At 45.6% G+C, this 14,626-nt stretch carries 6 protein-coding genes and 2 tRNA genes; 4 read left to right on the top strand and 4 right to left on the bottom strand.

All coding sequences use genetic code 11. The features are described 5' to 3' along the window. Nucleotides 1-100 precede the first annotated feature (100 nt). Both HYN43_RS14505 and HYN43_RS14500 read left to right on the top strand, forming a co-directional pair. Complete coding sequence (locus HYN43_RS14505) at nucleotides 101-958, top strand: sugar phosphate isomerase/epimerase family protein (protein ID WP_119410030.1); 858 nt, start codon at nucleotides 101-103, stop codon at nucleotides 956-958. Nucleotides 959-986: 28 nt separating this feature from the next. After that, complete coding sequence (locus HYN43_RS14500) at nucleotides 987-1,895, top strand: sugar phosphate isomerase/epimerase family protein (protein ID WP_205589775.1); 909 nt, start codon at nucleotides 987-989, stop codon at nucleotides 1,893-1,895. A gap of 150 nt (nucleotides 1,896-2,045) precedes the next feature. On the opposite strand, the gene HYN43_RS14495 is transcribed toward HYN43_RS14500, so the two are convergent. Then, nucleotides 2,046-3,377, bottom strand: coding sequence for a polysaccharide deacetylase family protein (locus tag HYN43_RS14495; RefSeq protein WP_119410028.1), 1,332 nt, complete (start codon nucleotides 3,375-3,377; stop codon nucleotides 2,046-2,048). A gap of 614 nt (nucleotides 3,378-3,991) precedes the next feature. Between HYN43_RS14495 and HYN43_RS14490 the strand changes: the two genes are divergently transcribed. After that, complete coding sequence (locus HYN43_RS14490; protein ID WP_162996484.1) at nucleotides 3,992-10,474, top strand: alpha-2-macroglobulin family protein; 6,483 nt, start codon at nucleotides 3,992-3,994, stop codon at nucleotides 10,472-10,474. Between the two features lie 194 nt (nucleotides 10,475-10,668). After that, nucleotides 10,669-12,948 carry a catalase/peroxidase HPI gene (gene katG, locus HYN43_RS14485; protein ID WP_119410026.1) on the top strand — a complete coding sequence of 760 codons (2,280 nt, stop codon included), beginning with the start codon at nucleotides 10,669-10,671 and terminating at the stop codon, nucleotides 12,946-12,948. A gap of 80 nt (nucleotides 12,949-13,028) precedes the next feature. Here the strand turns inward: katG and HYN43_RS14480 are convergent, their stop codons facing one another. The 3 genes from HYN43_RS14480 to HYN43_RS14470 all read right to left on the bottom strand — a co-directional run bounded on the left by HYN43_RS14480 (nucleotide 13,029) and on the right by HYN43_RS14470 (nucleotide 14,617). Next, nucleotides 13,029-14,282 (bottom strand): cation:proton antiporter, encoded by a 1,254-nt coding sequence (locus tag HYN43_RS14480; RefSeq protein ID WP_119410025.1) that lies wholly within the window; start codon nucleotides 14,280-14,282, stop codon nucleotides 13,029-13,031. 106 nt (nucleotides 14,283-14,388) lie between these two features. Further along, nucleotides 14,389-14,461: transfer RNA gene (locus tag HYN43_RS14475), tRNA-Lys, on the bottom strand. A gap of 83 nt (nucleotides 14,462-14,544) precedes the next feature. Next, nucleotides 14,545-14,617, bottom strand: a tRNA-Lys gene (locus HYN43_RS14470). Between the last annotated feature and the right edge of the window lie 9 nt (nucleotides 14,618-14,626).

Raw genomic sequence — 14,626 nt, 5'->3', positions numbered from 1 at the left:
CGAGGAACGAAGCAATCGCACGGAAGCAGGTCCACCCTGTAAAGTTCGCGATTGCTTCGTTCCTCGCAATGACGAGTTGTAATTAATAATCAATTTAACCATGAAAAAATCAACCATATTCATAAGCCTTTTAGCCGCCCTGGCATTAGGCCAAAACGCATCCGCCCAAAGCGGCAAACCTTTATTCACCGGTCAAATAGGCGTACAGGCTTACACCTTCCGCAGCAGTATGCCCAAAGCTACAGCCTTGGTACTGGATACCATCAAATCATTAGGCATCACCGAGATTGAAGGCGAAGCCCCCAAAGGCATGGCCCAGGACGAGTTCAGGAAAATGTGCAATGATCGTGGCATCAGTATCCCATCGACCGGAGCTGGTTATGATGCCATTGTTAAAGATCCGGAAGGTGTGATTAAACAGGCCAAAACTCTCGGCGCTAAATATGTAATGGTAGCCTGGATCCCTCACGGTAAAGAATTTACTTTGGATGATGCCAAAAAAGCGGCAGCCGATTTTAACCGGGTTGGTAAAATACTGCATGAAGCAGGGGTGACCTTTTGCTACCACAATCACGGTTACGAGTTTGGTAAATATAACGATGGTACGCTGTTTGATTACATCGCCCAAAATACCGATCCTAAATATGTTTCGTTCGAGATCGATATCCTCTGGTCGTTTCATGGCGGGCAGGATCCGGCCGCGCTGATCAATAAATATCCATCGCGCATCAAACTGATGCACCTGAAAGATATCCGCAAAGGCGTAGCTAACGACCTTACCGGCGGTACCGATACCAAAAATGATGTGGCTTTGGGCACCGGGCAAATTGATATTCCGGGGGTGCTGAAAGCAGCCAAAAAAGCAGGTATCAAACATTATTTTATTGAGGATGAAAGCCCGAGCTACAGCCAGCAATTACCGGTTACCATCGCCTATATTAAAAGCTTAAAATATTGATACCATGGGCGATTTAAACCGCAGACAAATGTTAAAAACAATAGGGCTGGCGGCAGGCGCGGCGGTTATAGGCGAAACCGCATCAGCCACGGACAGCGCCCCGAAAACAGGTGACGGCTTTGTGTACTCCTTAAATATGAGCACCATCCGCGGCCATAGCCTTGGGTTTGTAAAAGAGCTGGAAGTAGCCGCCAAAGCAGGTTTTGCATCAGTTGAAATTTGGATTGATACCCTGCAAACCTACTTAAAAGGCGGTGGCTCTGTAACGGAAGCAAAAAAGATCATCGATGGCCTCGGCCTAAAAATTGAAGATGCCATTGGCTTTGCCCCCTGGTTGGTTGATGACGAAGCCGCCCGTAAAAAAGGCCTGGAACAATTACAGCAGGAAATGGAAATGCTTGCCAAAATAGGTTGCCACCGCATAGCCGCGCCACCCGCGGGGATAACCAAAGGCCCCGTGCTTGACCTTGATGTGGTGACCGAACGTTATCTCACCATCCTGAAGATGGGCGAACAAACCGGCGTGATGCCACAGTTGGAAATGTGGGGCGGATCGCAAAACCTGAAACACATTAGCCAGGTGTTGTATGTGGCTGCGCAAACCGGAAACGCCAACGCCCGTGTGCTGCTGGATGTGTTCCATATTTTTAAAGGAGGATCGAGTGTTGAAAGCCTTGATTATGTTGGTCACCATGCTTTGGATATTTTTCATGTAAATGATTATCCGGCAGGGATCAATCCGGAGGTGATTTCTGAGCCGGACAGGATTTATTGCGGCGATGGTGTGGCACCGCTAAAGCAGATTTTGCAGAAAGTAAAGAATGTTGAGCGTCCGTTGGTGATCTCGTTTGAGGTGTTTAATAAAAGTTATTACGCGCAGGATGCTTTAACGGTGGCTAAAACGGCTTTGGCGAAGATGAAGGCGGTAGCTTCATAACCTTCATGCTCTTCTGGTCGTCATTGCGAGGCACGAAGCAATCCCCAATAGGCAGAGGGGATTTCCAAATCCGCCCTGTACTGTCGGGGATTGCTTCGTGCCTCGCAATGACGATGTTTAAGAGTTTGTGCTAAAAACGCACTTGTTTTGCTAAGCTTTTGTCAATGTCACTACGCCGCCGTTCGGCTGTGCCTGGTAAACAACATAAGTTCCGTTATTATCCTTAGCAACTTTAGCCTTTACACTTTTCTTCCCCTGTAAAACCTTAACCGAAGTCCACCCCGAATCCACGTATGTTTTCAACGTAACCGGCAAATAATACATTTTGCTATCCAGATCATGGCTCACCTTAACCTGTACGCTGTTACCTGCCGCCGTGGCAACAGCTTTGCCATGTTCCCGCTCGCGCATATAGCGGGTTACATCGCCAAAGGTGGCTATCCAAAGCTTATCTTCTTTACTTTTAATGTACTGAAAATACTCATCGAGTAACGTACTTGGCAAAGCTTCATAACCCATACCATCTATACCATGAAATACCAGTACAAGCCAGGTATTGGTATGCGTAAGGGTAGTATCAACCCAAAGCTTCATCATAGGCAGCGGCGTTTTGGTGGTAGCCCCGCGTTGCCATTGAATATAATCTTTATCTGTTGATCCCGGCGATTGCTTGCTGGCGCGATCAATTTCTTTTAGCCAGGGCTCGGGCATGCGGTTACGCAGGGCGGGATAAATTTTAAGGGCATAGCTCATTACCCGGTCGTTTTCAAAGCCGTAAGGGCATTCGGCCGAGAAGGTGTGTTTAGGGCCAAGCTGGGCTAAAATATCTGCCTTGCTTTTCTCCAGTTCCCAAAGCAGGTTAGGCTCATCAAGCCCCGGCATGCTGGGGTGGGTAATGGAATGACTGGCAAATTCATAACCACGGGCGGCGTCCTTCCTGAAATCGTCCCAGGTTGAGCCTACCGATTGTTTAAATTCGTCATTAGGTTCATAACCCGGTTTTAATTCGCCGTTGCGGGCTTTGGCGTAAATATCATCGAGTGTTTTAAATGCTTTTTCTTTTTTGCCTGCATCGTACAGGCTTCCGGCCTGTGTATGCGCGGCGATGGTGCCCATGTAGCCTAAATAACCGGTAGCCGAGCATCGTTCAAAAAAGTTTTGATCTTTGGTGGGTATGGTGGCCGATTCTTTAATGATGTCCTTAACCGGTCGACCGATAAACCGGCCATGGTATTTGGAGCCGGGAATGGAACCGGTGATAATGAAAAACGTGGCGGGGACTTTTACCTTATCCATAACAGGCAAGGCTTTCCTGAACTGGTTCATCGAGCCGTCATCATAAGTAATGGATACCGCGCCGGTTTTGCCGTATTGCCATTTGGTTATTTCAGTGGTGCCAATTTTGGTTTGGGCGTAGCTTTGTAAGCTTATCAATGCTGTAAAAAGCAGGGTTTTTACAGGTTTATAATTGGTGGTGATCATATTTAAAATTAACTTTTTAAATTAATTTACAAAGTAATATTGCTGTTTCAATTGGCTGGGTATGAGTGTTTAGATTGTATTATGGAAAATTGATTGAAATTGCATCTTTAAGAGGAGTGTCTCGCAAAGACGCTGAGGCGCAAAGATTTTTAAGGTTGAATAGTTTGAGATTTTTAAGTACGCAAAGAATAGTAAGCCGCAAAGATTTTTAAGTGTGGATAGTTTTCGATTTTTAAACGCACAAAGAAGGCTAAGTGGCAAAGGTTTTTGAAAGTGAATAGTTTGAGATTTTAGGCACGCGAAGGCGCAAAGCCGCAAAGATTTTTAAGGGTGGTTAGTTTAAGATTTTTAAGCGCACAAAGAAGGCTAAGGCGCAAAGGTTTTTGAGGTGGTTAGTTTAAGATTTTTAAGCACGCGAAAGCGCAAAGCCGCAAAGATTTTAGGTGAATAGTTCGAAATTTTAAGAGTGTGTGAGTGGACAAAAAAACTGTTCGCTAAGCTTTGCGTCTTAGCGCCGCGTGCGCTATAACTGTAAAAAAATGCAAAATTTTATGCTGATGGATATTTTATATTTGGTTTCGCCGTTAACACATCAACCAAAACGGTTAACCTGTATGTTATCACGCTTTATAAAAATCTGCTCCTGTTTTCTGATCCTGCTTTTATTTGCTTGTGTGGAAACCGCTTCGGCACAAAATAAATATGATGCCATCAGTTTTCGCATCGATTCGCTGGCCGCTGTGGGGTTGCCAAAATCGGCTTTGAAAGAGGTTGAGAGACTGGATAAACTGGCTCATGATGAGAAAAACGCTGCACAGCAAATCCGCACGGTAATTTACCGCATGAATTTTCAATCGTACCTTGAAGAAGAAGCGCTTGTAGCTATTATCGGTAGATTGAAAAAGGATATAGCACAGGCCCAGTATCCTGCAAAACAGGTTATGCAATCTATGCAGGCCGAGATGTACTGGAATTACTATAAGGAGAATCGCTACCAGTTTAGTCAGCGCAGCCACCTGGAAAGCCCCGGCGAAGATTATACCAAATGGGATCTGCAAACTATAATAAGCGAAACATGCAGGCTATATAATCTTTCGCTTGCCGAAGCAAAGTTGGAGCAGGAAACACCTGTTAATGTGCTTGATGGGGTGTTGGCGGGCGATAAACGCATCCGTTATTTAAGGCCTGCCCTTTATGATTTGCTGGCACAACGCGCACTCGATTTTTATTTAAACGATGAACCGGAACTTATCAAACCTAAAATGGCTTTCTCGGTTGATGACCCTGCTTTTTTTTTGGATGCCGCGGCGTTCGTTAAACTCCCCCTTAAAACTATCGATACCGCATCGGTATGGTACCAGGGGATTAAACTGTTGCAGCAATTAACAGCCTTTCATCTCAAAACACCGGACGAAGAAGCGCTTGCAGATTTGGATTTGCAACGCCTTAAATTTTTGCAGCAAAAATCGAAATTAAGCAACGCTGGTACCCTCTATCTTAAAAATTTACAAGCCGTAGCTGCCAAATATGCCGCCAAACCAATAAGTGCCGAGGCGCTGGTACTTATTGGGCGTTATTACCAGGATAAGGATAGCCTTGTAATTGCCCGGAGTTATTTTGATAAAGCCAGGGAGGCATACCCTAACAGCATAAGTGGCAAAAACGCGGTTGTTTACATCCACGAGGTAGAAGAAAAAGCTTTATCGGCCAAACTGGAAAATACATACGCACCCGGCAAAGCTTTGCTCGCAAGCCTCGAATACCGGAATGCTAAGCAGGCAAAGTTTTCAATATATAAGCTTAATGATGCGCAGATCAGCAAGTTAAAAAAAGATAATGAGCAGGAGGATGAGGAACAAGAATTGATGATGACGCCAAAAGTGTATTCCTTCGTAAATCATCTGCAACCTCTCGAAACAGGTTTGCTCTCTTTACCTGATCCGCAGGATTATAAGAGCCACAGGGCGGAGTTTAAAATTGCGCCCCTGCAGCCGGGTAATTATATTATTGTGTTAGATGACCCTTCGCTTAAAAAATCGTGGCTAACAGGGTTGGCGCAATTTAAGGTAAGTGGATTGGCTTTTACTACCCGGGTAAGACCAGACGGATTGAAAGAAATTCGTGTACTTGACCGCGACAGTGGCAAACCTTTGCCTGGAATTAATATCAATGTGTTCAGTTCGTTTTATAACTATAACACGCGGAAAAGGATAACCAGGCCCATAAGCAACGGCCTTTCGGACGCGGGCGGTGCCTTCTCTTTCGCTTATAAAGGAGAACAATTTAATTTCACGCTTTCAACAGGCAACGATACTTTTAAAAGCAACAACCAAACTATTTACGGCTATTCGGAAACCACGGAGCCCGATGCCCAGCCGGTAAAGCGTACCATTTTATTTACCGACAGGCAAATTTACCGCCCCGGCCAAACGGTATATTTTAAAGGATTAGAGATAAGTACCCTTAATAATAAAAGCAAGGTAGTAGCTGATGAATATGAAGTGGTTAATTTTTTTGATGCCAATGCGCAAAAACAAAGCAGCTTAAACCTCAAAACCAATGAGTATGGCACCATAGCCGGCTCATTTATTATCCCGCAGCAAACACTTGCCGGTGTAATGACTATCCGTACCGATCACGGCGTAGCCCGCATCCGCGTTGAAGAGTACAAACGCCCAACTTTCCAGGTAACATTTGATCCGGTTAAAGTTGCCTATCGTTTTAACGATTCGGTACGGGTGAAGGGGAACGTGAAAGCGTTTTCGGGGTATAACATTTCGGGCGCGCGCGTGGCCTATCATGTAAAACAGATTCCCACATACCGGCCTTATTATTTAAAATACCTGGGAGGTGATTATGAAGACAACGCCAGGCAGGCCGAAGTAGCTTCAGATACCGTTAAAACCGATGTAAATGGCGCGTTTCAGATCATATTTAAAGCCTCGCCGGGCGAAGGCAAAACGCCGGATATGTATAATTATGCTATTACGGCCGATGTTACTGATGGCAGCGGCGAAACGCAATCGGCAAATACATTTGTTAAAGTGAGCAACAATGTGCTCGATCTTGAATTAAGCATTCCCGATCAACTATCGGCAAAAGACGAAACCTCGATACCGGTAAAGCTCAATAATATTAACGATCAGCCGCAAAACGGCGTACTGGCTTTGAAGCTTTACGCGCTCAGGCAACCCGATAGCGTGTTTAAAAAACGCCTGTGGGACGCTCCCGATCAATATTTAATGACAGCGGATGAGTTTAAAAAGCAATTTACAGGTTACGCCTATAAAAATGAAGATGATAAACACACCTGGCCTGTTGGCAAAACCATTATCGAAACCGATATAAAAGTTACCGATACCACCACATCCCGGCTCGACCTCGGCGCGTTGAAGCAACAAGCTACCGGTGTTTATAAGCTGGTTATCGAGGCAAAGAATGATAAAGGCGATACCACTTCGCAAACTTACTTTATCCGCTTTAACGCTGAGCCTGGCATTGCCCCGGATATGGAAAGCTGGGTAAATACCATTGCCGCCGATGTTAACAAGGTTGGCGATACTACCGAATTTTGGCTTGGCATAAGCAGGGAAAGTCACATACTGGTTGAAAAATATGAGGGCGCGAAAATGCTGTCGTCGCAATGGCTTACTGTTGGGGGGCAAAATCAGCAGCGTTTAAAAATAGCGGTTCCGGCTACGGCAAAAAATAATTTTGCCGTGCAGTTTTTAATGCTGAATGATAACCGACTATACACCCTTTACAAACAGCTGCCGGTAAAAGAAGCCGCTAACGATTTAAATATCAAACTACTTTCATCCCGAAACAAACTGCAGCCCGGCGAAAAGGATAAATGGAAGATCCAGGTATCCGCCCCCGGCAAAGAAAAAGAGCAGGCCGAACTGCTGGCGGCTATGTACGATGCCTCGCTTGATGATATCACGCAGCCCCTTAACTGGAGCCCGCAACTATCAACCCCTTATAATAATCCTGATTATTTCAGATGGTCGGGATATAGCGGTGTTGTGCAGGCTGTGGCTACCAATAATTTAGATAATGAGCCTTATAATAGCTATGTACAGGATTTTGTTTACGAAACCCTTAATTGGCTTGGTTATGAGTATTGGGGCGGCTATAATTATGGTTATAATCACTATATAGAAACGGTAAAAGAACATCAGAATGCATTAGCGGGTGATAAACACATCAATGAAAAATTTATCAAAAACGCAGCGCTTGTTAAAAATGGTTATGTGGTAAGTGGTAGAATACTGGGAGATTATGATGCTCCGTTGCCGGGCGTTAAAATTGTTATTAAGGGCACAAACATCAGTACTTTATCCACCTCATTGGGTTATTATAAAATTAAAGTTCCTAAAAATGCAACGCTGGTATTCAGTAAAGAAAATTATCCGGTAAAATATATCAAATCGCCAATAAACGGCTGTATACGGATGGGGCTTGGTGGCCTGGTAAATGTTACTACAGAATATTTGAAGGGTAATGCCAGTGGGCTAAACGCAGTTGCCGATATGGCGGTTGCTGAACCGGTGGGTAATAGTGATATGAAACAGTATGCTGCTTACGATATGGCACCAATAAGAACCGCCAGAGAAATTGCGAAATCGGGGGCTTTTAATAACGTTTATGGTAACAATGGTTACAACAATAACAGCAAGGTGATAATGCGGGAAATACAAACAAAGCCCGGCCAAAAATTCGATAACGAACTGTTACCATCATTACAACAAACTCCGCGGTCCATTATTCTCCGCAAAAACTTTAATGAAACCGCTTTCTTCTACCCTCAACTTCGTACAGATGATAAGGGGCAGATCCTGATAGAATTCACCATCCCCGAAGCTTTAACCAAATGGAAGTTCCGTGCCTTTGCACATAACAAGCAGTTGCAGTTTGGCTATACCGAAACCACGGTTGTTACCCAAAAGCAATTAAGCATAAACGCTAATATGCCGCGCTTTTTACGCGAGGGGGATACGGTAACCGTATCGGCAAGGTTATCAAATCTCGAAACCGGGCCGTTAAAAGGCAAAGTTGGACTGAAGTTGTTTAACGCGATAAATATGCAGCCGGTTGATTTGTTTGTAAATAAGGCCGATGCGCAGCAAAGGTTTGAGATTGCGGCAAACTCAACACAGCCCGTATCATTCAAACTGGTGGTTCCTGCCGGTCTGGATGCGCTAACCTATACCCTTACCGCCGATGCAGGTAAATTTAGCGACGGCGAAGAAAATACCCTGCCCGTTTTACCCAACCGGATGCTGGTTACCGAAAGTATGCCGATGATGATCCGCGCGGGGCAAAGCAAAACTTTCAGCTTCGACAAGCTGATGAACCAAAACAGCACCACGCTGCAAAATAAAGCGCTTACGCTTGAATATACGCAAAACCCGGCCTGGTATGCGGTACAGGCTATTCCGTATATGATGGAGTTTCCGTACGAGTGTTCGGAACAATTATTTAGCCGCTACTACGCCAATAGTTTAAGTACCGACCTGATAGCCAAAATGCCCGTGATTAAGCAGGTGTTTGATCGCTGGAAGGATGGCGACAGTAAAGAACTACTTTCCAACCTCGAAAAAAATCAGGAACTAAAAAATACCCTGCTTGAAGAAACGCCATGGCTGCAGGATGCTATCAGCGAATCGGAACAAAAGAAAAGAATAGCCCAGCTTTTTGATCTCAATAAAATGACTTACGAAATGAAAGCTAATCTGGATAAACTGAAAGAGAAACAATTGCCCAATGGTGCTTTCCCATGGTTTGGGGGTAGCTATGCTGATGATTATATCACCCGCCATATTTTAGAGGGAATTGGGCAACTGAGGCATTTAAAAACAGCAGCTGGCCGCGATGGAACCTTGATAGGAATAGCTAACGTAGCCTTGGGTTACATGGAAGGGCAGCTGATTAAGGCAGATAAGGAAGCGCATAAACAGAAAAATTACCCAACGCGTGGTATTGATGCTGATGAAATACATGCCTGGTACGTGCAGAGTTATTTTACCGGCAGATCATTAAGTAATGATTTAACGGCCGCGTTTGATAATTATTTAAAGCGGGCTGAAGAGCAATGGGTTACGCAAAGCATCTATCAGCAGGGTATGATTGCGCTTACCATGGCGCGTAGTGGTAAGCAGCCGGTGGCAGCTGCCATCGTAAAATCGTTGATGGAAACGGCACAGCAAGCTGAAGATAAGGGGATGTATTGGGGCAAAAACCTATCGGGTTATTACTGGTATCAATCGCCCATCGAAACGCAGAGTTTGATGATTGAATTGTTTACCGAAACCGGCGGCAACGCCAAAGCTGTTGAAGAAATGAAGATCTGGCTAATGCTCAATAAGCAAACCAACAACTGGCAAACCACCAAGGCAACTGCCGCGGCTGTATATGCCTTGCTGCTGAAACAGGAAAACTGGTTGCAAAATAATACCCTGTCGGAAATAAAGATTGACGGTAAATCGCTTGCTTCGCTTAAGCCTGAGGTTAAAGCCGATGCAGGCACCGGTTATATTAAAACCAATTGGGCAGATGAGCAGGTAAAACCCGGTTTTGGTAAAGTAGAGGTGAAAAACAACGGCGCATCAATAAGTTATGGCGCTATGTACTGGCAATACCTGGAGCAGATGGACAAAATTACGCCTGCAAAAACGGATTTAACGCTTGAACGCAAATATTTTATTGAAAAGCAAACCGATGCCGGGCTTGTATTGCAGGAGGTAGATGCAGCCCATCAACCTAAAACCGGCGATTTACTTAAAGTTGTGGTGTACCTGAAAGCAGGCCGCGATTATGAATATGTGCAGCTAAAAGATCTTCGCCCGGCAGGGACGGAGCCGGTTAGCACGCTATCGGATTATAAATACCAGGACGGCCTGTGGTACTACCAGGTTACCAAAGATGTGGCGACCAATTTTTTCATTAGCCACCTAAATAAAGGGAATTACGTTTTTGAATACGAATTAAGGGTAGCCCAACCCGGAAATTTTTCAACCGGAATTACCAGCATTCAGTGCATGTACGCGCCCGAATTTAATGCGCATAGCGAGGGCAGGAGAGTTGTGTTTAAATAGCTTTGTTGCTGTAAATGTGTTTTTTAGATGTTTTAAACTATTTGTTTTGATGATAGAAAAGATGGTTTTGTAATAGTTTTTGGCTATAGAATTATAGAATTAATCGATTTTGATTATAGGATTTGAACCTCTAATTTTATATTCAACAGGGACAGCCCCTGCGATTACTCCAATACCATAAACTTATAAAAAACATGGAAAACGAATCGAACGACATCAGTAAATGCCCATTTCACAACGGTACTTTAAAGCAAAACACCGGCGGTGGTGGCACCCGGAACCGCGATTGGTGGCCAAACCAGTTAAAGCTGAATATTTTGCGCCAGCACTCGTCGCTATCCGACCCGATGGACAAAGATTTTAATTATGCCGAAGCTTTTAAAAGCCTCGATCTTGAGGCGGTAAAAACAGATCTTCATGCCCTAATGACCGATTCGCAGGATTGGTGGCCGGCCGATTTTGGCCATTACGGGCCACTGTTTGTGCGTATGGCCTGGCATAGCGCCGGTACATACCGTGTTACCGATGGCAGGGGTGGAGCAGGAGCAGGGCAGCAGCGTTTTGCGCCGCTTAACAGCTGGCCCGATAACGTGAGTTTGGATAAAGCGCGCCGTTTGCTTTGGCCTATCAAACAAAAATATGGTAACAAAATTTCCTGGGCCGATTTAATGATCCTTACCGGTAACGTTGCGCTTGAATCGATGGGCTTTAAAACTTTCGGTTTTGCCGGTGGCCGTGCCGATGTTTGGGAACCACAGGAGGATGTATACTGGGGTTCTGAAACTACCTGGCTGGGTGGTGATCTGCGCTATGCACATGGCTCGCCGGGTGTGCAGGAAAATCATGGTGTTTTGGTATCTGATGATGATGCAGATGGTGATATCCACTCGCGTAACCTTGAAAAACCACTTGCCGCCGTACAAATGGGTTTAATTTATGTAAACCCCGAAGGCCCGGATGGTAACCCCGACCCTATCGCGGCAGCAAAAGATATCCGCGACACATTTGGCCGCATGGCTATGAATGATGAAGAAACCGTGGCGCTTATAGCAGGCGGCCATAGTTTTGGTAAAACGCATGGCGCGGCACCGGCTACACACGTAGGCAAGGAGCCCGAAGCCGTCGATCTGGAATTGCAGGGCCTTGGTTGGGCTAACAGCTATGGATCGGGCAAAGGTGCAGATACCATTACCAGTGGTTTAGAAGTGATCTGGACTACAACGCCTACCCAATGGAGCAATAACTTTTTCGAAAACCTGTTTAATTACGAGTGGGAGCTAACCAAAAGCCCGGCTGGCGCGCACCAATGGGTAGCTAAAAACGCCGAAAATATTATCCCGGATGCTTATGATGCAGGGAAGAAACATGCACCAACCATGCTTACTACCGATTTATCATTACGGTTTGACCCGGCTTACGAAAAAATTTCACGCAATTTCCTCGAAAATCCGGATGCCTTTGCCGATGCCTTTGCCCGTGCCTGGTTTAAATTAACCCATCGCGATTTAGGTCCGCGTGTGTTATACCTTGGTGCCGATGTGCCGGCCGAAGAATTGCTATGGCAGGATCCTATCCCGGCGGTGGATCATGTATTGGTTGATGATAGCGATATTGCGGCTTTAAAAGCCAAAGTGCTTGAATCGGGCCTAACTGTGTCTGAGCTTGTTTCTACAGCCTGGGCTTCAGCTTCAACTTTCCGTGGCTCGGATAAACGTGGTGGTGCCAATGGTGCCCGCATTCGCCTTGCCCCACAACGTTACTGGCAGGTAAACAACCCGTCGCAATTGCAAAAAGTATTGGGTGTGCTGGAAGGTATTCAAAATGATTTTAACGGTGGTGTACAGCACAATGGCAAAAAGATTTCTTTGGCCGACCTGATAGTGCTGGCAGGCAGCGCCGCGGTTGAGAAAGCCGCTAAGGATGCCGGACAGGATATCAGCGTACCATTCACCGCCGGCCGTATGGACGCATCGCAGGAGAAAACCGATGTTGAATCGGCCGGGTTCCTGGAGCCCCAGGCTGATGGTTTCCGCAACTACCGTAAATCAAGATCATCGGCATTTACCGAAGAATTGCTGATTGACAAAGCGCAGTTGCTTACCTTAACCGGTCCGGAGTTGACTGTACTGGTAGGTGGTATGCGTGTATTGGGTACCAACTACGATGGTTCAAAACATGGTGTTTTTACATCGCAGCCGGGCGTATTAACTAACGATTTCTTCGTAAACCTGCTGGATATGGGCACCGCCTGGAAAGCAGCAGCTAAAGACAGGGAATTATACGAAGGCACCGACCGCGCAACCGGCGAAACAAAATGGACCGCCACCCGTGCCGACCTTGTATTTGGCTCAAACTCTGAACTAAGGGCTATTGCCGAAGTTTATGGCAGTGCCGATGCCGGAGCAAAATTTGTAAAAGATTTTGTGAAAGCATGGACCAAAGTAATGAACCTTGATAGGTTTGATATTGCCTGATTAGGTTATATTTTGAAATAACTTTTAATGTATGCTGCCCGCGATATAATTATTGCGGGCAGCTTTTTTTGCGTGATAATTTAAGCGCCCGTTTTACTGTCCGGTTTTTTTAACAGGTTTTTGGTAAACCCGCCAATGCTTAATCCCTGCACCAAAATGGAGAATACCACAATAATATAGGTAAGCAGCACAAAGGTATCGCGATACATCCCCGTTTCGAGCGAGAGAGCCAGGGCTATGGAAAGCCCGCCTTTTAATCCGCCCCAGGTTAAGATAGCGATGGCGTGTCGTTCAAAATTAATTTTTCGTTTTAAAAGCCAAACCGGTAGCGCAACCGAAACCCATCGCGATAGCAACATCACACCTATAGCTGCCAGGCCAACAATCATCATAATTGGCTCAACCTTAATAACAAGCAATTCGAGGCCAACCAGCATAAAAAGTATGGCGTTCAGTATTTCGTCAATAAGTTCCCAAAACTTGCCCAGGTAATCCCAGGTAGTGGCCGAGATACCTTCGCGGCGCGATTTGTTGCCTGTAATTAGTCCGGCGGCAACCATAGCCAGCGGGCCCGAAATGTGCAGGTGATTAGCCAGTCCGTAGCCACCGGTAACCAACGCGAGGGTAATGAGCACTTCTACCTTGTAATCATCAACAGAACGCAGCAGGTGGAAACCGAGGTACCCTAATAAGGCGCCAAAGGCAAGGCCGCCCATTGCTTCCTGTACAAACAACAGGCTAAAATCGGCAAAGGAAAAATGACCGGTACGCGCAATCTCGGTCATGGTTACAAAAAGTACTACTCCTACGCCATCGTTAAATAATGATTCGCCTGCTATTTTAAGCTCTAACGAAACCGGGATGCGCGCCTCTTTTAAAATGCTCAAAACAGCAACCGGATCGGTTGGTGAAATGATAGTGCCAAAAATAAGGCAGTATATAAACGGAACTGGATAACCGACCCAGCCTAACAGCAACCAGGTAAGGTAGCCCACCATTGCTGCGGCTATAAGCGTGCCAAAAAGCGCCAGCACAGTTATTGGCAGGCGTTCTTTGTATAGTTTTTTCCCGTCTACGTGGATAGCTCCGGCAAACAAAAGAAAGCTGAGCAGGAAATTAAGCAACAGTTCCCTAAAATCGATAGCGCTGATAGCCAGGGCAACATGGTTTAGCCAGGCCCAATCAAACCCTCGCAACAACACCAGCAACATTGACAGTGCCAACGATAATACCATAATACCAATAGCCGGTGGCCACTTGATAAAGCGGTGGTTAAAGTAGGCAAAGGCCGCTGCCAAAACAATGATAAAGGCAAGGATATCGGAGATGTTCATCGGCTAAAGATAGTGAATATGACCAAAGCGGGGGGAAGGGGGGCTTTAAATAAAATATTCGGAAAGCCAGATAAAGGAAAAAGGCGCAATTTCTTGCGCCTTTTAGTGATCCCGCTGGGACTCGAACCCAGGACCCCAACATTAAAAGTGTTATGCTCTACCGGCTGAGCTACGGAATCATTCTTTAAATTTCCCGGTTTTAAGCGGAGCTGTTAAAGTGCAGCTTTATGTTGTAAAAATAAAAGCCTTTTTAAAGGCTTCGTGATCCCGCTGGGACTCGAACCCAGGACCCCAACATTAAAAGTGTTATGCTCTACCGGCTGAGCTACGGAATCATTCTTTAA

The organism is Mucilaginibacter celer (genome assembly GCF_003576455.2).
Lineage (GTDB): Bacteria > Bacteroidota > Bacteroidia > Sphingobacteriales > Sphingobacteriaceae > Mucilaginibacter > Mucilaginibacter celer.
This window is presented reverse-complemented; position numbering and strand designations above follow the sequence as displayed.

Excerpts from the sequence above, each read along its gene's own strand:
- HYN43_RS14500 (WP_205589775.1), top strand. The coding sequence starts at position 987 with ATGTTAAAAACAATAGGGCTGGCGGCAGGCGCGGCGGTTATAGGCGAA.
- katG (WP_119410026.1), top strand. The coding sequence starts at position 10,669 with ATGGAAAACGAATCGAACGACATCAGTAAATGCCCATTTCACAACGGT.
- HYN43_RS14490 (WP_162996484.1), top strand. The coding sequence starts at position 3,992 with ATGTTATCACGCTTTATAAAAATCTGCTCCTGTTTTCTGATCCTGCTT.
- HYN43_RS14495 (WP_119410028.1), bottom strand. The coding sequence starts at position 3,377 with ATGATCACCACCAATTATAAACCTGTAAAAACCCTGCTTTTTACAGCA.
- HYN43_RS14480 (WP_119410025.1), bottom strand. The coding sequence starts at position 14,282 with ATGAACATCTCCGATATCCTTGCCTTTATCATTGTTTTGGCAGCGGCC.
- HYN43_RS14505 (WP_119410030.1), top strand. The coding sequence starts at position 101 with ATGAAAAAATCAACCATATTCATAAGCCTTTTAGCCGCCCTGGCATTA.